This window comes from Duganella sp. S19_KUP01_CR8 (assembly GCF_036688705.1).
Classification (GTDB): domain Bacteria; phylum Pseudomonadota; class Gammaproteobacteria; order Burkholderiales; family Burkholderiaceae_D; genus Rugamonas.
In genome coordinates this window covers 79,681-101,346 of the sequence record NZ_JAQQPR010000019.1, presented here as the reverse complement: position 1 = coordinate 101,346, position 21,666 = coordinate 79,681, and the positions used below count along the sequence as shown (strand labels likewise).

The following is a 21,666-nucleotide window of genomic DNA, read 5'->3' as shown; positions in this document are numbered from 1 at the left end:
GTTGGACTGCTAGGCCCCGGTGGCGCCGAAGCCGCCCATGATGCTGTCCGCCTTGGCGCCCTCGTCCTCGTCGTAGATATCGATGGTCAGCATGGCGCCGCTGCGCTGGCGCGCGTGGGCGGCTGCGGCCGGGCCGCCCGGCGTCAGCGAGTCCAGCAGGTTGCCGACCATGCTGGTCGAGACGCTGGGCGGCAGCGTCGTATGCTTGGTCAGCTTGACGCAGGACGGCGGGAAGCCGCTCGACAGCAGCGCGCTGCGGGCGCTTTCGGCGTCCGTCACCTGGTCGAAATTGCGATGGATGGTACGTGTCATGATGAGCCTCCGTCTTGAGACTGGACAGCGATGGGCGGCTTAAAAGCCGGGGACCACGGTTTCGAAATGTTCCACTTTCGGCGGCAGGGCGAAATAGCTGCCCACCAGCCCACGCCAGACCAGGAAGCCCTGGCTGGCGCGAAAATCGACCAGATGGTTGTCCAGCGTTTCCCAGCCCACTACCAGATGATACGTGTCCGGCACTTCGATGTCGCGGTCCAGGCGCATCGACAGGCAGCCGGTGGCGGCCCGGAACACAGGCACAGCCTCGGCTACCGCGGCCTGGAAGGCGGCGTGGGATTCGGGTTTGATGTACAACTCGGCGATTTCATAGATCATAGGGCATTCCTTTCAAGATACGCCTCTATTGTGCCTCAAGCGCGGCCGGCGTGCGCAAGATGAACAGCATTGCCTGCTGGGCCAGTTGCTGGACGTCGACGCCGCTGCCGGGTTTGTACCATTGCACCGTCCAGTTCAGCGCGCCGAAGATCAGCAGGCGGTCGAATTGCGAGGGCATGGCCCAGTCGCCGGAGCGGTGCAGCGCGGCGATGGCGTGGTCCCACACCGCCTCGTAGCGGTCCTTGAGGGCGACGATGCGGGCGCGCGAGGATTCGTCCAGCGAGCGCCATTCGTACAGCAGCACGGCGATGAAATGGTGGTCGGGCGCCAGCAAGGTATGCAGATGGGCCTCGACCAGCTGGCGCAGCAGGTCGCAGGGCGGCAGCGGCTGGCGGGCGATGGCTTCGATCTCGGCCAGCGAACGGGCCAGGCCTTGTTCCATGATGGCGGCCAGGATGTCCTGCTTGGTCTTGAAATGATAGAACCAGCTGCCGGCCTGGATGCCGGCGGCGGCCGCGATCTCGCGCACGGTGGTGTTGTCGTAGCCCTTGGTGCGGAACAGCTGGGCCGATTTCTCCAGCAATTCGGCGCGCAGGCCGCCGCCTTTCCCCTTGTGGGGCCGCCCGCGTTTCTTGGGGCTGGGAGCGGCGAGGACGGCGGCATCGGGCATGGCGAGGCTCAGGCGCGGGAAGTGTGGCTTTCATTTTAATGCAGAGTGTCGCTTGCACCCGAAAAAGCATGCAGAAATCCTATTTTATGCTGCGTCGCAACAACGCTGCGCAAGGATGGCCTTGAGGCAGATCAGAGATGTGGCGTGGAGCCGGGATTAAGCTGGCTGGATAGGGTAGGGGCCGTTCCATGCATGCGAAAAATAACGCGTTAGCTCAGCTTGACAACGGCCACAGTGGTGCCGAGGATGAGGATATGAGCCCGGACATGGAAATATTAAGGCAGGAGATGGGTGCCGGCTTCAAGGAGGTCAACGCCCGGATCGATGAACTGCGTCACGAGACCACGGCGCGGATAGATGAACTGCGTCACGAGACCATGGCGCGGATAGATGAGACGCGTCGCGAAGTCACCGCGCGGATAGACGATTTGCGTAAGGAAACCGCAGACAACTTCAAGGCGGTCGATGCCAGGATAGAGCAGGTTCGGCAGGAGACTGCAGAGAACTTCAAACTGGTCGATGTCAAGATAGAGCAGGTTCGGCAGGAGACTGCGGCCCATTTCTTGGCGATGAATACTCAAAATTACGAATTGCAAAGAGACACGTCAAGTCGCTTAGACGGCATGCACAGGGAAATTAGTGGTCGCATCGACAATTTGCACCGTGAAACCACCATCCGCATCGACACAGTGATACATGAAAGTCAGAAGCGGATGGATCGCAGTGACGCCCAGTTTCGTTGGCTGGTCGCGCTGATGATCTCTGGTTTTCTCGGGATTTTGGGGCTGGTGGCCAAAGCTGGGCAGATGCTGTAACGAGCGGAGAATGTTGGTGCCGGTATATTTCCCGACCGCCGGCGCCGGTAGTAGCCGCCTCTGGGAGGCGCTAAATGGTCGTTCTGTGTGAGAACTGCGATCATCATAACGGTCAAATATGACGGGCGTTTGACGTGCGCTTCAGGGGAGGATGCGAAGGCGGGCAAAGTGCGGTAGAATGGAGTTCTGTGGGGACGACCTGGTTTCGACGTGGGTTGCAAAGCAGCGCAGGGCATACCGAGGGCGGGCTACCTCGTAAATACAACCTGAAAAAACTTAACTGCAAACGATAACTCGTACGCACTGGCAGCTTAATTGCTGTTAGCTCCACAACACCTCGTCCCTGGGGTGGGCCGTTAAAAGCTGTGGAGTCATTTACAGGGACTCGCGCTGTGAGGGGTCACTTCAATCCGCGCTAAATCTAAGGTGAATCGCTAGTCCAAAACGTGCACATCCGTGTTGTACTGGTTAAATTAAATGATAGTGCTAAGTATGTAGAACTGTCTGTAGAGTGCTTGCGGACGCGGGTTCGATTCCCGCCGTCTCCACCACTGGATTAAAAAGAAAGCCCCGCCAGGCGAAAGCCTGGTGGGGCTTTCTTTTTAATCCTATTGCTGGCGCTGGCGTCATCTATAAAAAAAATCGCCGCAGGCACCGCCAAGCCCAGTCAGCGATTCGGCCGCCGGCATTCATCCGGCCGGCGCCGGTTTCCTCCCCGATTTGCGGTCATTCGTCGCATGGGCGAAAACACGCGCACCCGAGCCGCTAGAATGGCGGGACAAGCTCAACTCGAGGAATTTAATGAGTTCTCCCGCATTTCTGCCATTCAACGCTCCTCCCGTACCGGAGGTCAGGCACGACCGCCGCCTGGTGCGCCGCTACCTGCTGCAATCGGCGCTGCGCTTCAACGCCGGTTCGCTGCTGTTCCTGTCGCTGGCGATCGCGCTGCTGCCGCTCTGGCTGAACGTCGGCACGGCTGCGCCGGGCGAATTCGAGGCCCGCAAGTTGAATCCGTACATGGTCGGCGGCGGTGTGCTGGCGGTGATGGCCTGGTTCGCGCTGATGTCGAACGGGATCGCCCGCGGCTTTCTTGCCCGGCTGGTCGACGAGGGCAAGGCGCTGTGTGCCGAGGCGATGGCCTCCTCGGTGACGCGCCGCATCGATGCGCCGTTTAATCCCTATACCACCTTTGACCTGTGCACCGAATCCTTGTCGGGACTCGCGCTCGGCACGGCGCTCGGCTACTCCGGCCCGCCGGCGTTCTTCCACGACCCGTTCAAGGGCCGGATCGTGCTGGGCCGCTGGCGTCCGCTGGCGCTGGGGCGCCATGTCGAGGTGAGGGTATCGTCCGATTTGGGTCCCAGCTGCCACATCGAGCTGCACTGCCGCCCGGGCCTGGCCTGGTTCGCGATCCAGCAGGGCGAGTCGCTGAAGGCCGCAGAAATGGTGTGCGCCCAGCTGCGCCAGCACCTCGCGCGCCATGCCAACGCACTGGATGCGGCTCGGCGTGAACGCGAGCTGGAACGCACCTCGCTGCAGGCGCGCCTGTCGGCCTTGCAGGCCCAGGTCGAGCCGCACTTCCTGTTCAACACCCTGGCCAATCTGAAGTATCTGATCCGCACCAACCAGCAGGCCGCGCAGGAGATGCTCGACCACCTGGTCGGCTACCTGCAGAACGCGCTGCCGGATATGCGCTCGGTGTCCTCGACTCTCGGACGAGAAATGGATCTTGTGAGCGACTACCTGGCGCTGATGCGCATCCGCATGGGCGCGCGCCTGCGCTTCGCGGTCGAGGTGGAAGAGGGATTGCGCCGCCTGCCGTTTCCGCCGGCGATGCTGATCTCGCTTGTGGAAAACGCCGTCAAACACGGGTTGGAGCGGGCCAGCCGGCCGGGCCTGATCACCGTCAGCGCAAGGTGCGAGAGCAAGAGAGAGGGCAAGCTGCTGAGCGTGTCCGTGGTCGACGACGGCGTCGGCTTGACCGAACAGGCCGGGCAGGGCACGGGGCTGGCGAATATCGCAGAGCGCCTGTTGCTGCTGTACGGGCGCGAGGCCAGCCTGTTCGTGGAGCCCGGCGACGGACAAGGCGTGCGCGCCGTGCTGGCGGTGCCTGTGGCAGGGAGCCACGCCTGATGCCCAGCGCCCTGATCGTCGAAGACGAGCCTCTGCTGCGGGCGGAACTGACGGACCAGCTGCGCGTCCTGTGGCCCGAGCTGCAGATCGCCGGCCAAGTCGAAAACGGCATCGACGCGGTGACGGCCATCGATGCGCTGAAACCGGACATCGTGTTCCTGGACATCCAGATGCCCGGCCTGAACGGCATGGAGGTGGCGCGCCATATTCCCGAGTCCTGCCAGGTGGTGTTCGTTACGGCCTACGCGGACTATGCGCTGGCCGCTTTCGATGCCGGCGCGGCCGACTACCTGGTCAAGCCGTTGACGACCGCGCGTCTGCTGCAGACGATCCGCCGCCTGAAGTCGCGCGCGGCCGCAAGCCCGCCGCCGGCCGTGTGGGAAAGGCTGTTCGAGCAGGAGAGCGCGCCGGTGTACCTCAAGTGGATCAAGGCTTCGAGCGGCAATACGGTGCGGCTGGTGATGGTGAGCGAAGTGCTGTACTTCCAGTCGGACGAGAAGTACACACGGGTGGTGACGGACAGAGGCGATGCGCTGATTCGGCTGCCCATCAAGTCCCTGCTCGAGCAGCTGGACCCGCAGCTGTTCGCGCAAATCCACCGCAGCGCCATCGTCAACCTCCAGGCCGTCGACCGGATCGAACGCAGTGAACAGGGCGCGCGCGGCGGCGCCGGCCTGGAGGTGATCCTGAAAGGCCGGACCGAACGCTTGTCCGTTAGTGAGGGGTTTACCAGGCAGTTCCGCCAGATGTAGTCGGCCGCCCTCGTGCCGACGGCGCGCAATTAATCGTTTCCACATAATGATGTGAAAGGAAAATAATGAAAAAGAAATGGATGGTCACACTGTCTTTGTTATTGCTGGCCGAGACAGGAGCAATTGCCGGCACGCCCCCGGCGCCGCCGACAGTGGAGGTCGATCGGGCGGCCCGTTTGGAGGTCATCGATACGCTGGTTGCCAAGCTGAATGCCAACTACGTTTTTCCAGACAAAGCCCAACAAGCCGAGGTCGTCTTGCGCCAGCACCAGCGCGAGGGCAAGTACGATGGGATCACGGACGGTAAACAACTGGCCAAACAGCTGTTGGATGACATTAATGGCGTTGTTCACGACAAGCATCTGTTAGTAGATGTCAGTGCCCGCCCGGTGTCGCCCGATGATGCCATGCCGCCGCCACCCCAGACGCGGGCGGAGTGGGAAAAACAGGTGCCGCCTGCCGTGCTTGCAAGGGTCCTCGCATCAAACCTTGGCGTGGAAAAGGTTGATCACCTTAGCCCCAATATTGGCTACCTGCAGATTTCCTCTTTCGGGCCGGTTTTCCTCGTATCCGACAAGTTCGCCGCAGCGATGAATGAACTCGCTGACACCGATGGCCTCATCATCGATCTACGCAACAACGGCGGTGGCGGGGGAGACGCAGTGGCGCTACTGATCAGCTATCTGGTTGACGAGCGCACCCGCCTCGACGACAGCTGGGAACGTGCGACCGGCATCACCACGCAGTATTGGACGCGGGATAAGCTTGACGGCAAGCGCTATGGCGGCAAGAAGCCGGTCCTCATCCTGGCGGGCCCCGATACCAAGTCCGCCGCCGAATCATTCGCGTACCAAATGCAGGCGCTGAAACGCGCCACGGTGATCGGCGAACGCACCTGGGGCGGCGCTAACGCTTCGCGCCCATATCGTCTCAGTGAGCATTTTTTTGCCTTTATCCCAAGCAAGCGCTCGATCAGCCCCATCACCCATACAAACTGGGAGGGCGTGGGCGTCACCCCGGATGTTGCGGCAAAGGTGGACGATGCGCTCGCGGCGGCCAAAGATCTGATGCAGCGACAACTGAATGGCGGCGCATCACTTCAACATCTTTAGTATGGCGCGGGGCGTGCACGATGGATTACGAACATAAGTGGGATGGCGCACGGTACGTTCTTTCTGAGCGGGGGATGATGTACGACGTCGACCCAGTAAATACGGAGCTGCTATGGCGCGCATTGCCAGTTTGTGTCCGCAAAAGAAGTCTTACGCGATGAATAGAATGATCATCGCGCTTGGCCGCGCAATTGCCACGCAATCGATACCTCTGAAAGATCGAGCGTCACGTTGGGTTGCCGCGTGGGGGCTTCTGGCCGGTATCGAAACGCAAGGCGTTCGTCTGCGCCGTTCGTCCTTGCCACCGAACGTGCCTTACGAACGGCGTAAATCGGCGCGTTAGGTGGCAACTGCAGGGCACGCACTTCAGCTTTATTGATAATTGAGCAAACCACTCGCAAGCTCATCGCCTATATGACGCCTGAAGATCATCAACAGCGTGCCGTCATTGCGCATCGACTCGATCGCCTTGGCCATGCGCTCAGCGGTTGCCGCTGGAATACGTTCGCGCGAGATGATCAGTCCATGGGCGATATTTTCCCTGGGAACCCAGTCCATCACACGGACCGACTCGCTCAAGCCCTCCTGCTTCAGGACGGGCACCCAAACGACCGGCACGGCCAGGACCGCCTGTACGCGGCCTATCTTCAATAGCCGCACCACCGAGGGGAAGTCGGCGGCTTCATACACCCGTCCCTGCGCCCGCAATTTGTCCAGCCACAGATCGTACCCAGCCCCATGCTTGTAACTCTTGACGACCGCGACTTTATACCCCTGAGCGGCCAGGAAACCTTCCGCCGTGGTGGCCGACGCCGGCAAGCTCTGGTCCAGCAGCACGTAGTTGCGCGCGGCGAAGTAGGGGATGAAACGGGCGAATTTTTCCCGCTCCGGGGTCGGAATGCCGGATACCGACATGTCCAGCTTGCCGCCAGCCAGCATGGTCCAGATGCGCACCCGCGATTCCAGGGTGGCCTGAAAATGGCATCCCGTGCGTTTAGCCAGCTCATCGACGACATCCTTGTCGATGCCGGTCCAGGCGCCGTCCGGCCCGCGATAATACAAGGCGCCGACGTTGTGAAACGCCAGCTTGATGTCCCCGCATTCGACAGAGCCGGCCTGCGCTGATCCGCCCAGGCATAACAGCAGCCAGCAAGCCAGCATCCGCATGAGCATGGAGCCTCCCCAGGAAAAGTTCACGACTCTAATCCGCTTTTTGCACACAGTTGCGGCCGGCGCGCTTGGCGGCATACAGCGCCGCGTCGGCGCGCGACAACAGATCGGTCATCGATTCGCCGATCCGATGCTCGGCCACCCCGACGCTGATCGATAGCCTGAGCTCGGACAGCTCGCCATCCAGCCGGGTTGCGCACACGGCCTCGCGAAAGCGCTCGGCAAACGCCAGGCATTCCATGTCGCCGACACCCGATTGAAAAACGGCAAATTCGTCGCCACCAAAACGTACCGCGACATCGGACCGGCGCGAGTGCTGCTTGAGCAGGAGCGCGATATGGCGCAGCACCGTATCGCCACCGAGATGCCCGTGTGCATCATTTATGTCTTTGAAGCGATCGACATCGAACACCAGCAAGGCCAAGCGCGTGGCTTCGTCGCGCTCATGCAGTTCGATCAGGCGCGCCGCCGCGTCTTCCATGTAGTAGCGGGTGAACAAGCCGGTCAGTGGATCGCGCACCGCCAGTTGGTAGTAGCGGCGCCGGTCCTCTTCCATCGCGGCGTAGCTGATCTGGGCCAGCCGCAGATCGTCATAGGCAACCTGAAGCTCCTTGTTGGCGGCCAGCAGATGCTGCGCATGCTGATGCTCGCGCGTGACATCCTGATAGATCGTGACGAAACCGATCGCCTGCCCACCCGGGTCATGGATCACCCGGCCGGTGATGTCGAGGACGGTGCCGTCGGCGCGGGTGCGGGTGAACTGATGCGGTTGAAACATCATGCTCAGCCGAATGCGCTCCTGGGCCTGGTCGTCGGGATCGCCGGGGCCATAGTCGCCGCGCTTGGCGTTAAACAGGAACAATTCCTGCAACGTCACGCCCGCATGCATGATCTCTTGCGGGAAATCCAGCAGGCGGCAGAACGCGTCGTTCCAGAATCGCATCTGCAGGCTGCGATCGATAATGGTCACGCCCACGGGCATGCACTGCATCGCTTCGACCAACTCGATAGTGCTGAGTTGCGAGATGTTGTTCGCCGGTTGATAGGTCATTTTTGAGGTCGCTACAAGTTGAGGACTGACGTCTGAAGTTTGTCGCAGTTTTATGGTATCACCGGGCGTCGCCGCGCTGGTAGAATCATCCTCCCCAGTTTCGTCGTCCAGGCCACACCCATGCTCAAATTTGCCCAACCCCAACTTGATGAAGACACCATCCAGGCCGTAGCCGCCGTACTGCATTCCAATTGGATAGCCACCGGCCCCAATGTCACTGAGCTGGAGCGTGCGCTATCGGAGAGTTTCGGTGCGCGTCCCACACGGGTGCTGACGTCAGCCACGGGCGCGATGGAGATCGCGCTGCAAGTGTGCGGCATCGGCCCCGGCGACGAGGTGATCACCTCCGCCCAAACCTTCTTCTCCGCGATGAACATGATCGTCAAGGTCGGCGCCACGCCGGTGTTCGTCGATTGCGAGCTGCACACCCGCGCCATCGACCTGGCGCAAGTGGAGGCGGCCATCACGCCGCGCACCAAGGCCATCATGCCGACCCATTTCCCCGGCGCGCTGGGCGACATCGACGCCTTGTACGCGCTGGCCAAGCGCCACCAGCTGCGCGTGATTGAAGACGCCGCGCTGGTACAAGGTTCGTATTGGAAGGACCAGCCGGTGGGCGGCTTCGGCGACATCGCCGTCTTCAGCTTCCACCCGAATAAAAACATGACCACCATCGAAGGCGGCGCCATCGTCGTCGCCAGCGAGGACGAAGCCAAACTGGTGGACGTGCTGCGCTTCCACGGCATCAAGCGCCTGCCGGACGACACGCGCGACGTCGCCATCGCCGCCGGAAAATTCAATATGTCCGACGTGTCGGCGGTGATCGGCGTCCATCAACTGAAGCAGCTGCCGCGCTTCCTGGCGCAGCGCGCCACGCTGGTCGAGCGCTACTTTGAAAAATTCCCGCCGATGCCGGGCGTGGTGCTGCCGCCGCAAGGCGTGCCGCGCCAGAGCTGGAACATGTTCAATGTGCTGATCCCGTACGAACAGTTCGGCCACACGCGGCAGAGCTTCCGCGCCGCCTTGCAGGAGCAGGGCGTCGGTACCGGAATGTCGTATGAAGCCTGCCACCTGACCACCGTCGGTCGCGGCTACGGCTACACCGACGGCCAGTTCCCCAACGCCGAACGCATCGCGCGCGAAACCGTCACCCTGCCGCTGCACGCGGCGATGACGCTGGAAGATGTCGACCACGTCTGCGCCGTGGTCGCACAAGTCCTCAAACGCTGACCTTACATGCCAGGCGCCGGTACTTCCGGAATCTGGTTGCGCAGGCTGGCGTTGATGGTGTTCCAACCCTTGATCACGGCGATGGTGTAGCTGATCTCGGCGATTTCGTTATCGGTGAAATGCTGCTGGAGCAGGGCGAAATCGTCGTCGCTCGGATGCTGGTGCGGGATCGCGTTGACCGCCTCGGCCCAGTTCAGCGCTGCCCGTTCGCGGTCGCTGAAGAACGGTGCTTCGCGCCAGCCGGCGATGGCGTTCAGGTGGCGCGGATTGGCTTCCTGCTTGATCAGGTCACGCCAGTGCATGTCGATGCACACGCCGCAGCCGTTGATCTGCGACACGCGCAGATTGATCAGCTCCACCAGGCGCGCGCCCAGCGAACTTTTCTTGACGGAGCCGGACAACGCGATCATCGCGTGCAGCTGGGGTTGTGCCAGTTGGAAGAAGGGGATGCGTGCGGAGTGGTTCATGATGGCGCCTTTTCAGTCAGTGAGGGCACACCATTGCGCCCTTCATACCTGTAAGACGCCCCGGCTTCGCGTTCTGTGACAGCTTTTTTAAATTTTTTTTAAATAAATTGCGGCAATCCGGTCAGCTTGTCCGGATTGCGCACGATGAAGATCGCCGCGATGCGGCCATCCTCCACCTGGAAGGACTGCGCCGACTCCAGTTTGCCGTCCACATAGCGCACCAGCCCCGGCACGCCGTTGACGCGCGCCTGCCGGTAGGCGACCCGGTTCGGATTCTGGTGTTCCAGCGACCAGTACACGCCCGCCACCCGTCCCGCGCCGTGCAGGATGTGCAGGAAGGAGTTGACCTTGCCGCCGCCGTCGGCCACCAGCTGTACGTCGCCAGCCATCATCGCCTTCATGGCCGCGCGGTCGCCGACCTTGGCCGCCTCCATGAACTTGACCAGCAAATCGCGATGCTGCTCCTTCGGCACGTCGAAGCGCGGCTTCTGCTGCTGCACGCGCTCCTGCGCGCGATGCACCATCTGCCGGCAGGTCGATTCGCTCTTGCCCAGCATGCCCGCGATATCGGCGTAATCCTGGTCGAACACCTGCCGCATCAGGAAGGCCGCGCGCTCCTCCGGCGACAAGCGCTCCAGCACCCACAGGAAGGCCATCGACACCTCGCTCGCCAGCTCCGCGCTGCTCTCCGGCGTGCGCTCGTCCAGCTCCACGATCGGCTCCGGCAGCCACCAGCCGACATAGGACTCGCGCTCCGCCATGCGCGAGCGCAGGCGGTCGATGGCGAGGCGGGTGGTGATGGTCACCAGCCAGGCCTCGGCCGATTGCACCGCCTGTTGTTCGCTGCCGTGCCAGCGCAGCCAGGCATCCTGCACTACGTCCTCGGCGTCGGCGCGGGTGCCGAGCATGCGATAGGCGATGGAGAACAGCCGTGGGCGCAGCGCGGCGAAGGTGGTCAGTTCGGCGGAGGAGGTGGTCTCGGTCATGGCAAGTAAAAGTAGTGGTCGTCGAGCTTAGACGCGCCGGCGTCCGGTTTTGTGACAGATGTTGGTCGGCTGTTGATGAACTGTTGATTTCACAGCACCCCGCGGTGCAGCAAAAAATACAACACCCTGCGCAAAATTATTTTACGTTCTTCCCGCAAGCCGCGCCAGTCCACACAAGGGGTGTGGTGTCTTTATCCAGAATGTGAATTTAGATGTACGTAATGATTCGTGTGCGACGCAATAAATTCGCCTTACGCTGACTTGACTCCTCAACAATAACAGGAACCGCCGTGGACAAACTACTTACCTTCCCCGACCAGTCCGGGATGACCCTGTCGATCCGCGCCAAGGCCATGCTGTTTCAAGATCCGCGCTCGTCGGAGCTGTTGCAGCAAGTGGAGCGCATCGCGCGCAGCGACGCCACCACGCTGATCATCGGCGAGACCGGCACCGGCAAGGAGCTGATCGCGCGCCACATCCATACGCAGAGCGGACGACGCGGCCCCTTCGTCGCGGTCAACTGCGGCGCCTTCAGCGAATCGCTGATCGATGCGGAGCTGTTCGGCCACGAGGCGGGCGCCTTCACCGGCGCTACGCAGGCGCGTTCCGGCTGGTTTGAAGCGGCCAACGGCGGCACCCTGTTTCTCGACGAGATCGGCGACCTGTCGCTGGCGCTGCAAGTGAAGCTGCTGCGGGTGCTGCAGGAGCGGCAGGTGGTGCGCCTCGGCGCGCGCCAGCCGATACCGCTGAACGTGCGGCTGGTGGCGGCCACCAACGTCGACCTGCACAAGGCGATTGCGGCCGACCGCTTCCGCTCGGACCTGTACTACCGCCTCGGCGTGGCGACCGTGCACCTGCCGCCGCTGAGCGAGCGCACCGGCGACATCCTGCCGCTGGCGCGCCACTTCATCGATGTCTACAGCGGCAAGCTGAATCTGGAGAACGTCACGCTGGCGGCGGACGCCAGGGCGGCGCTGCTGTCCTACGAATGGCCGGGCAATATCCGCGAGCTGGAAAACGTCATCCACTTCGCGCTGATCGTCTGCCGCGACAACCAGATCGCGGCCGAAGACCTGAAGCTGACCGGCATCTCGCACCGCCATCACAGCCATCACGCGCGGCAGGCGCCGTCGGCGCCGCCGCGTCCCAGCGCGGAGACGTTCCAGCAGCAGCTGTCAGCGCTGGTCAACAGCATGATCGACAGTGACCAGCCGGACCTGTTCGACCGCTTCGAGGAAGGCCTGGTGCGCACCGCCTTCGACACCTGCCATCGCAACCAGGTGCAGACGGCGAGGGTGCTGGGCATCAGCCGCAACATCCTGCGCACGCACTTGAAGCGCTTTGGCCTGATCGGCTTCGAGACGGCGGGTGAGCTGGGCGCGGTCGGTGGCGCGACCGGCCACGGCGAACTGCTGCAGCACTGATGGGGGCCACGACCATGCGTCTGCAGGCGCACCGGCTGGCGTGCGCGCGCGGCGAGCGGCAGTTGTTCAGCGATCTGAATTTCGAGCTGCAAAGCGGCGAAGCCTTGTGGCTCAAGGGTGGCAACGGCAGCGGCAAAACCAGCCTGCTGCGATTGCTGTGCGGTCTGGGACGGCCGCTGGCGGGGGAGGTGCGCTGGAACGGCCATCCCATCCAGCAACTGCGCGAGGACTATCACCGCCAACTGATCTACTGCGGCCATGCGAGCGCGGTCAAGGACGACCTGTCGGCATGGGAGAACGTGGCGACCGCCAGCACGCTGTCCGGCACCGCGTGCAGCCGGGAGCAGGCCGTGGTGGCGCTGGTCAGCGTGGGCCTGGGCGGCTTGGCGGATCTGCCGGCGCGCGCGCTGTCGCAGGGGCAGCGGCGCCGGGTGGCGCTGGCGCGGCTGGCGATCGATCCGCTACCGCCCTTGCTGCTGCTGGACGAGCCGTTTGTCGCGCTGGACCAGGCGGCGGTGCAAACCTTGTGCCGAACGCTGAACCGGCACCTGGCAAGCGGCGGCATGCTGGTCTACACCACGCACCAGGCGCAGGCCCTGCAAGCGCGGCGCCTGGAGCAGTTCGACCTGGACCGGCTGCTGCCATGCTGAACGCGCTGGCCCATGTGATACGGCGCGATCTGCTGCTGGCGTTCCGCCGCCGCACCGATATTTTGAGCACGCTGACGTTCTTCGTCATCGTCTGCACCTTGTTCCCTTTAGGCGTGGGGCCGGAACCGGAACTGCTGCGGACACTGGGCCCCGGCGTGCTGTGGGTGGCTGCGCTGCTGGCCAGCACGCTGGCGTTGAACCGCCTGTTCGGCCTCGATCACGCCGACGGCACGCTGGAGCAGATGCTGCTGTCGTCCGAGCCGCTGGTGCTGATCGTGGCCGGCAAGGTGGTCGCGCACTGGCTGGTCAGCGGCCTGCCGCTGGTGCTGCTGACGCCTGTACTGGCCTTGCAGTTCGGCTTGAGCGGAGAGGCGACGACGGCGCTGGCCCTCAGCCTGTTGGTGGGCACGCCGGCACTGAGCCTGGTGGGGGCCATCGGCGCCGCGCTCACGCTGGATGTGCGCGGCGGCGGCGTGCTGGTGGCCCTGCTGGTGCTGCCCTTGTATGCGCCGGTGCTGATCTTCGGCGCCGGCGCCGCCGTGGCCGATGCCGGCAGCAGCACGGCCGAAGCCAATCTGCTGCTGTTGGGCGGACTGCTGGCAGGCGCCGCGGCGCTGGCGCCGTGGGCCACCGCATCGGCGCTGCGTATTTCGTTGGAATGACTAAAGAAGGAACACCATTGTGCTGAGCATCCGAACCTCCTATACCGCCGGCGCCGAACATCCGCGCGCCGCCAACTGGCTGCGCTACGCCGCGCCGCATGCCTTCTTCCGGCTGGCCGGACGCCTGATACCGTGGTTGCTGGCCGCCGCGCTGCTGCTGTCGGCGATCGGACTGTATATCGGCCTGTTCGCCGCGCCGACCGATTTCCAGCAGGGCGACTCCTATCGCATCATCTTCGTCCACGTTCCTGCGGCGTGGCTGTCGATGCTGATTTACCTGGCGATGGCTTTCTGGGCCGCCGTCGGGCTGGTGCTGAACACGCGGCTGTCGTCGATGATGGCCAGCGCGCTGGCGCCCACCGGCGCCTTGTTCACCTTCCTGGCGCTGTGGACCGGCGCCTTGTGGGGCAAGCCGACATGGGGCGCGTGGTGGGTGTGGGATGCGCGGCTGACGTCGGAGCTGATCCTGCTGTTCCTCTACATCGGCTTCATGGCGCTGCAAGCGGCGATATCCGATACGCGCCGCGCCGACCGCGCCGGCGCCGTGCTGGCGCTGGTGGGTGTGGTCAACGTACCGGTGATTTATTTTTCCGTCCAGTGGTGGAACACGCTGCATCAAGGCTCGTCGGTATCGCTGCGCAGCGCGCCGACCATGGCAACGCTGATGCTGCAAGGGATGCTGATCATGACGCTGGCGCTGTGGGCCTATGCCATCGCCGCCACGCTGCAAAGACTGCGCGCCATCGTGTTGGAACGCGAGCGGAACGCGGAATGGGTACAACGTTACATCACGGAGCAACAATGATTTGGGATAGCTGGAGCGATTTGATCGCGATGGGTGGGTATGCGAAGTACGTATGGGGTTCGTTCGCCGTCGTTGCGGCGGCGCTGGCGGGTGAACAGGCCGCGTTGGCATTGCGCCGCCGCGCCGCGCTCAAGGCCGCGCGCGCCGCCGGGGGGCGATCATGACGCGCCGTCAACAGCGCCTGGCGTTGCTGGCTGCGGCATTGAGCGCGTTGCTGGTGGCGGCGTGGCTGATACTGTCGGCTTTCCAGAAAAACCTGGTCTTCTTCTTCACCCCCAGCCAGGTTCTGGCCGGCGAAGCACCGCACAACAAGAGCTTCCGCATGGGCGGCATGGTCGAACCGAACAGCCTGAAACGCGAGGCGGATGGCATCACCATCAGCTTCATCGTCACCGACACCGTGCAACGCCTGCCGGTGCATTATCGCGGCATCCTGCCCGACCTGTTCAAGGAAGGCAAGGGCGTGGTCGCGCAAGGAAAACTGGGCGACGACCACCGCTTCGTGGCTGACGAAGTCCTGGCCAAGCACGATGAAAACTACATGCCGCCGGACGCCGCCTACGCGTTGAAAAAAGGCCGACAAACCGCCAAGGTGGACAAATGATCGCCGAACTCGGTAACTTCGCGCTGATGTTGGCCCTGTGCCTGGCGCTGGTGCAAGGCAGCCTGCCGCTGCTCGGCGCCTGGCGCGGCAACCAGCGCTGGATCGCGCTGGCGCGGCCTGCGGCGGCTGGCCAGTTCGTGTTTGTCAGCTTCGCCTTCGGCTGCCTGCTGGCGGCGTTTGTCGGCAACGATTTCTCGGTCGCCTATGTGGCATCCAATTCCAATTCCACGCTGCCGGTTCACTTTCGCGTGGCGGCCGTGTGGGGTGGCCATGAGGGATCGCTGCTGTTGTGGGTGCTGATCCTGGCCGTGTGGACCGCTGCGGTGGCGGTATTCAGCCGCCGCCTGCCTGCCGCGATGACCGCGCGCGTGCTGGGCGTGATGGCGTGGATCAGCGTCGGCTTCCTGCTGTTCATGCTGTTCACTTCCAATCCGTTCGATCGCCTGCTGCCTGCCGCCCGCGATGGCCGCGACCTCAATCCGTTGTTGCAGGATTTCGGCATGATCATCCATCCGCCCTTGCTGTACATGGGCTACGTCGGCTTCTCGGTGGCGTTCGCGTTCGCCATCGCGGCGCTGCTGAGCGGCCAGCTGGATGCGGCGTGGGCGCGCTGGTCGCGGCCGTGGACGCTGGTGGCGTGGGCCTTCCTCACGCTGGGCATCTTCATGGGCAGCTTCTGGGCCTACTATGAACTGGGTTGGGGCGGCTGGTGGTTCTGGGACGCGGTGGAAAACGCCTCCTTCATGCCATGGCTGGTCGGCACGGCGCTGATCCACTCGCTGGCGGTGACGGAAAAGCGCGGCAGCTTCAAGAACTGGACGGTATTGCTGGCGATCGTCGCGTTCTCGCTGTCGCTGCTGGGAACCTTTCTGGTGCGCTCGGGCGTGCTGACGTCGGTGCATGCGTTTGCGACCGATCCGCGCCGCGGCCTGTTCATCCTGATCTTCCTGGCGATCGTCATCGGCGGCTCGCTGGCGCTGTACGCGTGGCGCGCGCCGTCGGTCGGGCTGGGCGGACGATTCGCGCTGTTCTCGCGCGAATCGCTGCTGTTGCTGAATAACGTGCTGCTGCTGACGGCTGCGGCCACGGTCTTGCTGGGCACCTTGTATCCCTTGTTCCTGGACGCGCTGGACCTGGGCAAGATATCGGTGGGCGCGCCGTACTTCGAGTCGGTGTTTGTGCCGCTGATGCTGCCGGTGCTGGTGTTGATGGCGGCCGCGCCTTTCGTCGCATGGAAGTCGGCGCCGCTGCGGCCGTTGCTGGCGCGGCTGTCACGCATCGCGCAGACGTCGCTGCTGTTTGGCCTGGCGGCCTGGCTGGCCTGGAAGATGACGCCGGCCGTGGCGGGTGGTTTGATGCTGTCGGTGTGGATCTTTCTCGGCACGGCGCTGCATCTGTACCAACGCGTTGCGGCGCCGGGGCAGGGCGTATCGCTCGGCCACCATCTGGGCAAGCAGCCCTTGAGCTACTGGGGCATGCTGGCCGCGCACGCGGGCGTGGCGGTGTTCGTGGCCGGCGTCACGCTGGTCAAGGGAGGAGAAGTCTCCGAGGACGCCAGCATGCGCGTCGGCGACAGCATCGTCAGCGGCGGCTGGCGCTACAGCTTTACCACGCTGGAGAAAGTCGATGGCCCGAACTATATCGCCGCCCGCGCAAGCTTCGAGGTGCGCGCCGGCGATGGCCAGGTACTGACGCTACATCCGGAAAAGCGCTACTACACCGTGCAGCAGATGCCGATGACGGAGGCGGCCATCGATCGCGGCTTCACGCGTGACATTTACCTGTCGCTGGGCGAACCATCCAGTGACGGCGCCTGGGCGGTGCGCATGCAGCGCAAGCCGTTTGTCGGCTGGATCTGGGCAGGATGCCTGATTATCGCCGGCGGCGGCTTGCTGGCCGCATCCGACAAGCGTTACCGGCTGGCGCGGCAGGCGACTGCCTTGCCGACCACCACAGCGATTCCCATTTGACCCGGAGTGACGATGAAACGATACATACTGCCGTTGGGCGGCTTCTTGATACTGCTGATTTTCCTGGGCATAGGCCTGCGCCTCAAACCCCAGGAGGTACCGTCGCCTCTGATCGGCAAGCACGTGCCGGTGTTCTCGCTGCCACAGGTCGAGGATGCGGGGCGCAATTTCAATTCGAAGGACATGGAGGGCAAGGTGTGGGTGCTGAACGTCTGGGCATCCTGGTGCGCGCCATGCCGCGCCGAGCATCCCGCGTTGCTGGAGTTTTGCCGGCTGGCGGCGGCGCCGGTCGTGGGACTGAACTACAACGACGCGCGCGGCGACAGCCAGAAGTGGTTGAAGGAGTTCGGCAATCCCTATCAGGTATCCGCCTTTGACGGCGATGGCAAGACCGGCATCGAGTTCGGCGTCTACGGCGTGCCGGAGACCTTCGTCATCGACAAACAAGGGCAGATACGGCTGAAGCTTACCGGACCGCTGACGTCGGAGCTGATACGCGAGAAGCTGCTGCCCATCATAAAGGAGCTCAATCGTGCCTGATCTGCGCCGCCTGTTGGCATGCCTCGCCGCGGCGTGGTCGCTGCTCGCGCAGGCCGCGCCTTCCGCCGCCGATGCGGCGCTGGAGCTGCGCGTCCAGCATGTCGCCGAGCAGCTGCGGTGCCTGGTCTGCCAGAACCAGACCATCGCCGACTCGCACGCGCAGCTGGCAATGGATCTGAAGAAGGAAGCGCGCGCCCAATTGGCGAAAGGCCGTTCGGAGCAGGATGTGGTTGAGTTCATGGTGCAGCGCTATGGCGACTTTGTGTTGTACCGGCCACCGTTCAAGGCCGCTACCTGGCTGCTATGGGTAGGACCCTTCGCGCTGCTTGCCGCCGGCTTGCTGGCGCTGCTGTATCAATTGCGACAACGCGGTCTTGCCGAAGGCGAGCTCGCAACAGAGGAATTCGAATGACACGTTTTATCCCGATCGCCGGCGCCATGCTGGTTTGCAGTTTGCTGTTTGTATTGCCGCCGTTGTGGCGCCGTGAAGCGGGAGGCAGCGCGCGCGCAGCCGCGCCGCGCCAACGATGGCCTGTGATCTTGGTGGCGCTGCTGGTGCCGCTGCTGGCGGCGTCCCTGTACGCGGCGTTGGGCAGTCCCAAGGGGCTGGAGCCGCCGCCCGAGATCGCGCTGGCTGCGGAGGGCGTGGTTGGCCCTGAGCAGATCGAGGGCATGGTCGCCCGCCTGACCCAACGCCTCGCAAAAGAGCCGAACGATGCCGATGGATGGCGCATGCTGGCGCGCTCCAACGAAACACTGCGCCGCTTCGACCAGGCCGCCGACGCATACCGCCATTTGCTCGCGCTGGTGCCGGAAAATCCCGAACTGCTGGTGGATTATGCGGTAGTGTTGGGCATGACTCTGAACACTACGCTGGTCGGCGAACCGGAGGCACTGATCGCCCGCGCGTTGGCGATCGATCCGAATCATATTCAAGCGCTGGCATTGTCGGGTAGCGCGGCGCTGGAACGCGGCGACTACACCGCCGCCGTTAAACCGTGGAAGAAAATACTGGCGCTGGTGCCGGCGGATTCGGAGATGGGGAAATCGATTTCGGCAAACATCGCCAAAGCGGAAGCACAGGCGCAGCAGCGATAACGCTGCGCCTGTGCCGGGCGGCTGTCAGGCCGCTTCCTCATGGTGATGGTGGTCGTCGTGCGCTGAAGGCGGCAGGGGGATGGTGTAGATGCCTGCATCGGTCGTCAGTAGCAAACCGGCGATGGAAGCGGCGTTTTGCAGCGCCGCTCGCGTTACCTTGACCGGATCCAGCACACCCAGTTCGATCAGGTCGCCGTAGCTTCCATCGCCCGCGTCGTAGCCGAAATTGCCGCTGCCTTCCAGCACCCGCGCCAGCACCGAAGCGGGATGGCCGCCGGCATTCGTCACGATCTGGCGCAGCGGCTCCTCCAGCGCGCGGCGCACGATGGCGATGCCGGCATCCTGGTCGGTGCTGTCGCCGTGCAGTTGCTGGATTGCCGCTCTCGCGCGCAGCAGCGCCACGCCGCCGCCCGGCACCACACCTTCGGCGACGGCCGCACGGGTCGCGTGCAGGGCATCTTCCAGCCGCGCCTTTTTCTCCGACATTTCCGCCTCGGTGGCGACGCCCAGCCGTATCACGGCAACGCCACCGGCCAACCCTGCCAGGCGCTCCTGCAATTTGTCGCGATCATAGCCGGCGGACGTCGCGGCGATCAATGCCTTGATCTGCTGCGCGCGCAATCCTGTCCGCTCCGCCGTGCCTCCGCCATCGATGACGATGGTGTGTTCCTTGCCCACCTCGACTCGCCGCGCCTCGCCCAGGTCCGCAAGTGTGACCGCCGCCAGCGTCAGGCCGCTATCATTGGACAAAACACGCGCACCGGTCAGCGCCGCCAGGTCCTCCAGGCTGTCGCGGCGACGCTCGCCAAAGCCAGGTGCCTTGACGGCGACGGACTTCAGCAGCCCGCGCGCGTGATTGACCACCAGGCCGGCCAGCGCCTCGCCCTCCACATCCTCCGCCACGATCAATAGCGGCCGGCCGGTCTGGGCGACCAGCTCCAGCAGCGGCAGCAGCTCGCGCACGTTGGCGATTTTTTGATCGGCCAGCAGTATCAGCGGCCGTTCAAGCTCGGCCACCTGCCGCTCGGCGTCGCTGATGAAGTAGGGCGACAGATAGCCGCGCTTGAATTGCGTACCCTCCGCAACGACAAGTTCATCCCGCAACGACGGCCCATCCTCCACAGTAATCACGCCATCCTTTCCGACCTGCTCGAAGGCCTGCGCGATGATGTCGCCTATCGCCGCGTCGCCGTTGGCGGACACCGTCGCCACCTGCGCAATCTCCTGGTTGTTTGAAACCGGACGCGCGATAGCCGCCAGTTCACCAACGACGGCAGTCACCGCCTTGTCTATTCCGCGCTTCAGCTCTATCGGGCTGAAACCGGCCGTGACGTACTTGAGGCCTTCGCGCACGATGGCTTGCGCCAGCACGGTGGCGGTGGTGGTGCCGTCGCCAGCGTCATTGCCGGTGCGCGCCGCCACCTCCCTGAGCAGCTGTGCGCCCATGTTCCGCAACGGATCTTCGAAGTCGATCTCGCGCGCCACGGTCACGCCGTCCTTGGTCAGTGCCGGTGCGGCATGGCCTCGTTCCAGCACCACGTTGCGGCCCTTCGGCCCCAGCGTCAACCTGACCGCATCGGCCAGGATGTCGACGCCGGAAGCCAGGCGCCTGCGGGCGCTATCCCCGAATACGATGTCCTTTGCCGACATCAGTTGGCGGCGAAGCAGTAGAGCAGGCCGGCGCCGCCGGTGGCCACCAGGTTAGGCTGGCCACAACCGCGGCTTGGATGCGCCGCATTCCAGGACGAATTGCCACCACCGGTGCGGTCGAAGTGGCCCAGTTGCGCGGAGCCGTCGGCGGCGCTGCTGGTGTAGTTTTTGCACGTATGGTCGGCTGCATCGGCATAGGCGCGGCCGTCCGGCTGCGAGCCGGTGATGATGTCATGCTCGTTCGGCTTGTCGCCTGCGCCCTTCACTGGCTCGTTCTTTTCGGTGAAGACTGTGGTGCGCGTCAGGTTGTTGCCGAGACGGGCGGCATCCAGCGTGTCGCCATGCAGGTGCGCCACGTCGCGCGCCACCACGGCGCCACGTGTGTTGAACCATGGCCCGTTGCCGATGCGGTCGCGCGCATTGACCGCCGGCTTGCCGTCGGCCGCCTGAGTGCTCAGATACGCGCGCCAGGTCTGCTTGCCGGCGCCGACCGACTCCGCCAGCTTCTGACAGTGCGCATCGGCGCCGGCCAGGCCGCCAAGGTCCGCGCCTTTGCCCGAACCTTCGCTGGTGACGAAGAAACTCAGCGGCTTGGCCGGATCGGTGGAGCGCGCGGTGTTCGGCTGCGCTGGCGCAGGCGTTTGCGCCAACGCGGCATGGGACAGGCACAGCGCCGCGATGGCGCCGCATATCAAGGTTGATTTATGAATGGTCATGTTCAGTCTTTGGATTTGAAATCGTCGTGGCAGGATTTGCAGGTACGTTGCAGCTTGCCGAATTGGGCCTTGATCGCGGCGACATCACCGCCGTTGGCCACGGTCGCCAGCTCGGTGGCCTCCTTGCCGAAGTTGGCGCTGAGTTCAGCGAAATGCTTGCCGTCCTTGAACAGCTCCGGCTTGGCGCTGGTGTCGTGCCAGCCCTTGCCTTGCTCGGTACCCGCTGCGAACAAGCCGCCCAGGCCCGAGTTGGCGATGGCGGCGATGGTGTTGGCCGCGCGCTGCACTTCGTCCTTGTTGTACTGGCCCTCAACCGAGGCCTTGATGCGGCCGGTGTTCCAGGCCACCACCTGGAACGCCGACTGGCGCCACTTGATCAGGTTCTCCGGCTTCGGCGCCTGCTGCGCCAGCACGCTGGCGGAACCGGCGAGCAGGGCGAGCGCCAGCGTGGATATGAGCGTTTTCTTGAGTGCTTGTTTCATCTGTTTTCCGTCGTCAGGTTGAGAAGTC

25 protein-coding genes and 1 other RNA gene are annotated in these 21,666 nt (G+C 63.8%); 16 read left to right on the top strand and 10 right to left on the bottom strand.

What is annotated here, in order from left to right; all coding sequences use genetic code 11:
* Window positions 1-9: 9 nt before the first annotated feature.
* The 3 genes from V6M89_RS19675 to V6M89_RS19665 are packed head-to-tail and all read right to left on the bottom strand — an operon-like array spanning window position 10 to window position 1,321.
* Complete coding sequence (locus V6M89_RS19675) at window positions 10-312, bottom strand: hypothetical protein (RefSeq protein ID WP_332854756.1); 303 nt, start codon at window positions 310-312, stop codon at window positions 10-12.
* Window positions 313-351: 39 nt separating this feature from the next.
* Entirely contained in the window at window positions 352-651 is a 300-nt protein-coding gene (locus V6M89_RS19670) for an antibiotic biosynthesis monooxygenase family protein (RefSeq protein ID WP_332854755.1), read from the bottom strand.
* 25 nt (window positions 652-676) lie between these two features.
* Window positions 677-1,321 (bottom strand): TetR family transcriptional regulator, encoded by a 645-nt coding sequence (locus V6M89_RS19665; protein ID WP_332854754.1) that lies wholly within the window; start codon window positions 1,319-1,321, stop codon window positions 677-679.
* Window positions 1,322-1,509: 188 nt separating this feature from the next.
* Here V6M89_RS19665 and V6M89_RS19660 point away from each other — a divergent pair, with 188 nt between their 5' ends.
* The 5 genes from V6M89_RS19660 to V6M89_RS19640 all read left to right on the top strand — a co-directional run bounded on the left by V6M89_RS19660 (window position 1,510) and on the right by V6M89_RS19640 (window position 6,133).
* Entirely contained in the window at window positions 1,510-2,136 is a 627-nt protein-coding gene (locus tag V6M89_RS19660) for a hypothetical protein (RefSeq protein ID WP_332854753.1), read from the top strand.
* 190 nt (window positions 2,137-2,326) lie between these two features.
* Window positions 2,327-2,687: a transfer-messenger RNA gene (gene ssrA / locus V6M89_RS19655) on the top strand.
* A gap of 250 nt (window positions 2,688-2,937) precedes the next feature.
* Complete coding sequence (locus tag V6M89_RS19650) at window positions 2,938-4,269, top strand: sensor histidine kinase (protein ID WP_332854752.1); 1,332 nt, start codon at window positions 2,938-2,940, stop codon at window positions 4,267-4,269.
* Window positions 4,269-5,021 carry a LytR/AlgR family response regulator transcription factor gene (locus V6M89_RS19645; RefSeq protein ID WP_332854751.1) on the top strand — a complete coding sequence of 251 codons (753 nt, stop codon included), beginning with the start codon at window positions 4,269-4,271 and terminating at the stop codon, window positions 5,019-5,021. Before V6M89_RS19650 ends, V6M89_RS19645 begins: the two co-directional genes overlap by 1 nt.
* A 65-nt stretch (window positions 5,022-5,086) precedes the next feature.
* A complete protein-coding gene (locus V6M89_RS19640; RefSeq protein WP_332854750.1) occupies window positions 5,087-6,133 on the top strand; it encodes a S41 family peptidase in 1,047 nt (348 codons plus the stop codon).
* Between the two features lie 372 nt (window positions 6,134-6,505).
* Here the strand turns inward: V6M89_RS19640 and V6M89_RS19635 are convergent, their stop codons facing one another.
* Window positions 6,506-7,306: a substrate-binding periplasmic protein gene (locus tag V6M89_RS19635; protein ID WP_332854749.1), complete on the bottom strand. Its 801-nt coding sequence runs from the start codon at window positions 7,304-7,306 to the stop codon at window positions 6,506-6,508.
* Between the two features lie 28 nt (window positions 7,307-7,334).
* Window positions 7,335-8,354 carry a sensor domain-containing diguanylate cyclase gene (locus V6M89_RS19630; RefSeq protein WP_332854748.1) on the bottom strand — a complete coding sequence of 340 codons (1,020 nt, stop codon included), beginning with the start codon at window positions 8,352-8,354 and terminating at the stop codon, window positions 7,335-7,337.
* 120 nt (window positions 8,355-8,474) lie between these two features.
* On the opposite strand from V6M89_RS19630, the gene V6M89_RS19625 reads away from it, so the two are divergent.
* On the top strand, window positions 8,475-9,584 hold the full coding sequence (locus V6M89_RS19625; RefSeq protein ID WP_332854747.1) for a DegT/DnrJ/EryC1/StrS family aminotransferase: 1,110 nt from the start codon (window positions 8,475-8,477) through the stop codon (window positions 9,582-9,584).
* Between the two features lie 2 nt (window positions 9,585-9,586).
* Here V6M89_RS19625 and V6M89_RS19620 read toward each other — a convergent pair whose 3' ends face one another.
* A complete protein-coding gene (locus V6M89_RS19620; protein ID WP_332854746.1) occupies window positions 9,587-10,051 on the bottom strand; it encodes a carboxymuconolactone decarboxylase family protein in 465 nt (154 codons plus the stop codon).
* Window positions 10,052-10,149: 98 nt separating this feature from the next.
* Window positions 10,150-11,037 carry an RNA polymerase sigma-70 factor gene (locus V6M89_RS19615; RefSeq protein WP_332854745.1) on the bottom strand — a complete coding sequence of 296 codons (888 nt, stop codon included), beginning with the start codon at window positions 11,035-11,037 and terminating at the stop codon, window positions 10,150-10,152.
* A 290-nt stretch (window positions 11,038-11,327) separates the two neighbouring features.
* Here V6M89_RS19615 and V6M89_RS19610 point away from each other — a divergent pair, with 290 nt between their 5' ends.
* From V6M89_RS19610 to V6M89_RS19565, 10 genes are read left to right on the top strand one after another with little or no spacing between them, the layout of a single operon-like run.
* On the top strand, window positions 11,328-12,461 hold the full coding sequence (locus V6M89_RS19610; protein WP_332854744.1) for a sigma-54 interaction domain-containing protein: 1,134 nt from the start codon (window positions 11,328-11,330) through the stop codon (window positions 12,459-12,461).
* Complete coding sequence (gene ccmA / locus V6M89_RS19605) at window positions 12,461-13,111, top strand: cytochrome c biogenesis heme-transporting ATPase CcmA (protein ID WP_332854743.1); 651 nt, start codon at window positions 12,461-12,463, stop codon at window positions 13,109-13,111. The genes V6M89_RS19610 and ccmA overlap by 1 nt, the downstream gene beginning before the upstream one ends.
* Window positions 13,105-13,773: a heme exporter protein CcmB gene (gene ccmB / locus V6M89_RS19600; RefSeq protein WP_332854742.1), complete on the top strand. Its 669-nt coding sequence runs from the start codon at window positions 13,105-13,107 to the stop codon at window positions 13,771-13,773. The genes ccmA and ccmB overlap by 7 nt, the downstream gene beginning before the upstream one ends.
* Window positions 13,774-13,792: 19 nt before the next feature.
* Window positions 13,793-14,578, top strand: a complete 786-nt coding sequence (gene ccmC / locus V6M89_RS19595) for a heme ABC transporter permease CcmC (RefSeq protein WP_332854741.1) — start codon at window positions 13,793-13,795, stop codon at window positions 14,576-14,578.
* Window positions 14,575-14,742 carry a heme exporter protein CcmD gene (gene ccmD / locus V6M89_RS19590; RefSeq protein WP_332854740.1) on the top strand — a complete coding sequence of 56 codons (168 nt, stop codon included), beginning with the start codon at window positions 14,575-14,577 and terminating at the stop codon, window positions 14,740-14,742. The genes ccmC and ccmD overlap by 4 nt, the downstream gene beginning before the upstream one ends.
* Window positions 14,739-15,182, top strand: a complete 444-nt coding sequence (gene ccmE / locus V6M89_RS19585; protein ID WP_332854739.1) for a cytochrome c maturation protein CcmE — start codon at window positions 14,739-14,741, stop codon at window positions 15,180-15,182. The genes ccmD and ccmE overlap by 4 nt, the downstream gene beginning before the upstream one ends.
* Window positions 15,179-17,152, top strand: coding sequence for a heme lyase CcmF/NrfE family subunit (locus V6M89_RS19580; RefSeq protein ID WP_332854738.1), 1,974 nt, complete (start codon window positions 15,179-15,181; stop codon window positions 17,150-17,152). Before ccmE ends, V6M89_RS19580 begins: the two co-directional genes overlap by 4 nt.
* 12 nt (window positions 17,153-17,164) lie before the next feature.
* Window positions 17,165-17,692, top strand: a complete 528-nt coding sequence (locus tag V6M89_RS19575) for a DsbE family thiol:disulfide interchange protein (protein WP_332854737.1) — start codon at window positions 17,165-17,167, stop codon at window positions 17,690-17,692.
* The gene (locus tag V6M89_RS19570; RefSeq protein WP_332854736.1) at window positions 17,685-18,104 is read left to right on the top strand and encodes a cytochrome c-type biogenesis protein; all 420 of its coding nucleotides are present in this window, start codon (window positions 17,685-17,687) and stop codon (window positions 18,102-18,104) included. The genes V6M89_RS19575 and V6M89_RS19570 overlap by 8 nt, the downstream gene beginning before the upstream one ends.
* Window positions 18,101-18,790, top strand: coding sequence for a tetratricopeptide repeat protein (locus V6M89_RS19565; RefSeq protein ID WP_332854735.1), 690 nt, complete (start codon window positions 18,101-18,103; stop codon window positions 18,788-18,790). The genes V6M89_RS19570 and V6M89_RS19565 overlap by 4 nt, the downstream gene beginning before the upstream one ends.
* Before the next feature lie 24 nt (window positions 18,791-18,814).
* Here the strand turns inward: V6M89_RS19565 and groL are convergent, their stop codons facing one another.
* The 3 genes from groL to V6M89_RS19550 are packed head-to-tail and all read right to left on the bottom strand — an operon-like array spanning window position 18,815 to window position 21,638.
* A complete protein-coding gene (gene groL / locus V6M89_RS19560; protein WP_332854734.1) occupies window positions 18,815-20,440 on the bottom strand; it encodes a chaperonin GroEL in 1,626 nt (541 codons plus the stop codon).
* The gene (locus V6M89_RS19555) at window positions 20,440-21,156 is read right to left on the bottom strand and encodes a lectin (protein ID WP_332854733.1); all 717 of its coding nucleotides are present in this window, start codon (window positions 21,154-21,156) and stop codon (window positions 20,440-20,442) included. Before V6M89_RS19555 ends, groL begins: the two co-directional genes overlap by 1 nt.
* Window positions 21,157-21,158: 2 nt before the next feature.
* A complete protein-coding gene (locus tag V6M89_RS19550) occupies window positions 21,159-21,638 on the bottom strand; it encodes a c-type cytochrome (protein WP_332854732.1) in 480 nt (159 codons plus the stop codon).
* Between the last annotated feature and the right edge of the window lie 28 nt (window positions 21,639-21,666).

Bases quoted from the DNA above. Each gene is read 5' to 3' on its own strand.
- V6M89_RS19675 (WP_332854756.1), bottom strand. From the start codon at position 312: ATGACACGTACCATCCATCGCAATTTCGACCAGGTGACGGACGCCGAA.
- V6M89_RS19670 (WP_332854755.1), bottom strand. From the start codon at position 651: ATGATCTATGAAATCGCCGAGTTGTACATCAAACCCGAATCCCACGCC.
- V6M89_RS19665 (WP_332854754.1), bottom strand. From the start codon at position 1,321: ATGCCCGATGCCGCCGTCCTCGCCGCTCCCAGCCCCAAGAAACGCGGG.
- V6M89_RS19660 (WP_332854753.1), top strand. From the start codon at position 1,510: ATGCATGCGAAAAATAACGCGTTAGCTCAGCTTGACAACGGCCACAGT.
- V6M89_RS19650 (WP_332854752.1), top strand. From the start codon at position 2,938: ATGAGTTCTCCCGCATTTCTGCCATTCAACGCTCCTCCCGTACCGGAG.
- V6M89_RS19645 (WP_332854751.1), top strand. From the start codon at position 4,269: ATGCCCAGCGCCCTGATCGTCGAAGACGAGCCTCTGCTGCGGGCGGAA.
- V6M89_RS19640 (WP_332854750.1), top strand. From the start codon at position 5,087: ATGAAAAAGAAATGGATGGTCACACTGTCTTTGTTATTGCTGGCCGAG.
- V6M89_RS19635 (WP_332854749.1), bottom strand. From the start codon at position 7,306: ATGCTCATGCGGATGCTGGCTTGCTGGCTGCTGTTATGCCTGGGCGGA.
- V6M89_RS19630 (WP_332854748.1), bottom strand. From the start codon at position 8,354: ATGACCTATCAACCGGCGAACAACATCTCGCAACTCAGCACTATCGAG.
- V6M89_RS19625 (WP_332854747.1), top strand. From the start codon at position 8,475: ATGCTCAAATTTGCCCAACCCCAACTTGATGAAGACACCATCCAGGCC.
- V6M89_RS19620 (WP_332854746.1), bottom strand. From the start codon at position 10,051: ATGAACCACTCCGCACGCATCCCCTTCTTCCAACTGGCACAACCCCAG.
- V6M89_RS19615 (WP_332854745.1), bottom strand. From the start codon at position 11,037: ATGACCGAGACCACCTCCTCCGCCGAACTGACCACCTTCGCCGCGCTG.
- ccmA (WP_332854743.1), top strand. From the start codon at position 12,461: ATGGGGGCCACGACCATGCGTCTGCAGGCGCACCGGCTGGCGTGCGCG.
- ccmB (WP_332854742.1), top strand. From the start codon at position 13,105: ATGCTGAACGCGCTGGCCCATGTGATACGGCGCGATCTGCTGCTGGCG.
- ccmD (WP_332854740.1), top strand. From the start codon at position 14,575: ATGATTTGGGATAGCTGGAGCGATTTGATCGCGATGGGTGGGTATGCG.
- ccmE (WP_332854739.1), top strand. From the start codon at position 14,739: ATGACGCGCCGTCAACAGCGCCTGGCGTTGCTGGCTGCGGCATTGAGC.
- V6M89_RS19580 (WP_332854738.1), top strand. From the start codon at position 15,179: ATGATCGCCGAACTCGGTAACTTCGCGCTGATGTTGGCCCTGTGCCTG.
- V6M89_RS19575 (WP_332854737.1), top strand. From the start codon at position 17,165: ATGAAACGATACATACTGCCGTTGGGCGGCTTCTTGATACTGCTGATT.
- V6M89_RS19565 (WP_332854735.1), top strand. From the start codon at position 18,101: ATGACACGTTTTATCCCGATCGCCGGCGCCATGCTGGTTTGCAGTTTG.
- groL (WP_332854734.1), bottom strand. From the start codon at position 20,440: ATGTCGGCAAAGGACATCGTATTCGGGGATAGCGCCCGCAGGCGCCTG.
- V6M89_RS19555 (WP_332854733.1), bottom strand. From the start codon at position 21,156: ATGACCATTCATAAATCAACCTTGATATGCGGCGCCATCGCGGCGCTG.
- V6M89_RS19550 (WP_332854732.1), bottom strand. From the start codon at position 21,638: ATGAAACAAGCACTCAAGAAAACGCTCATATCCACGCTGGCGCTCGCC.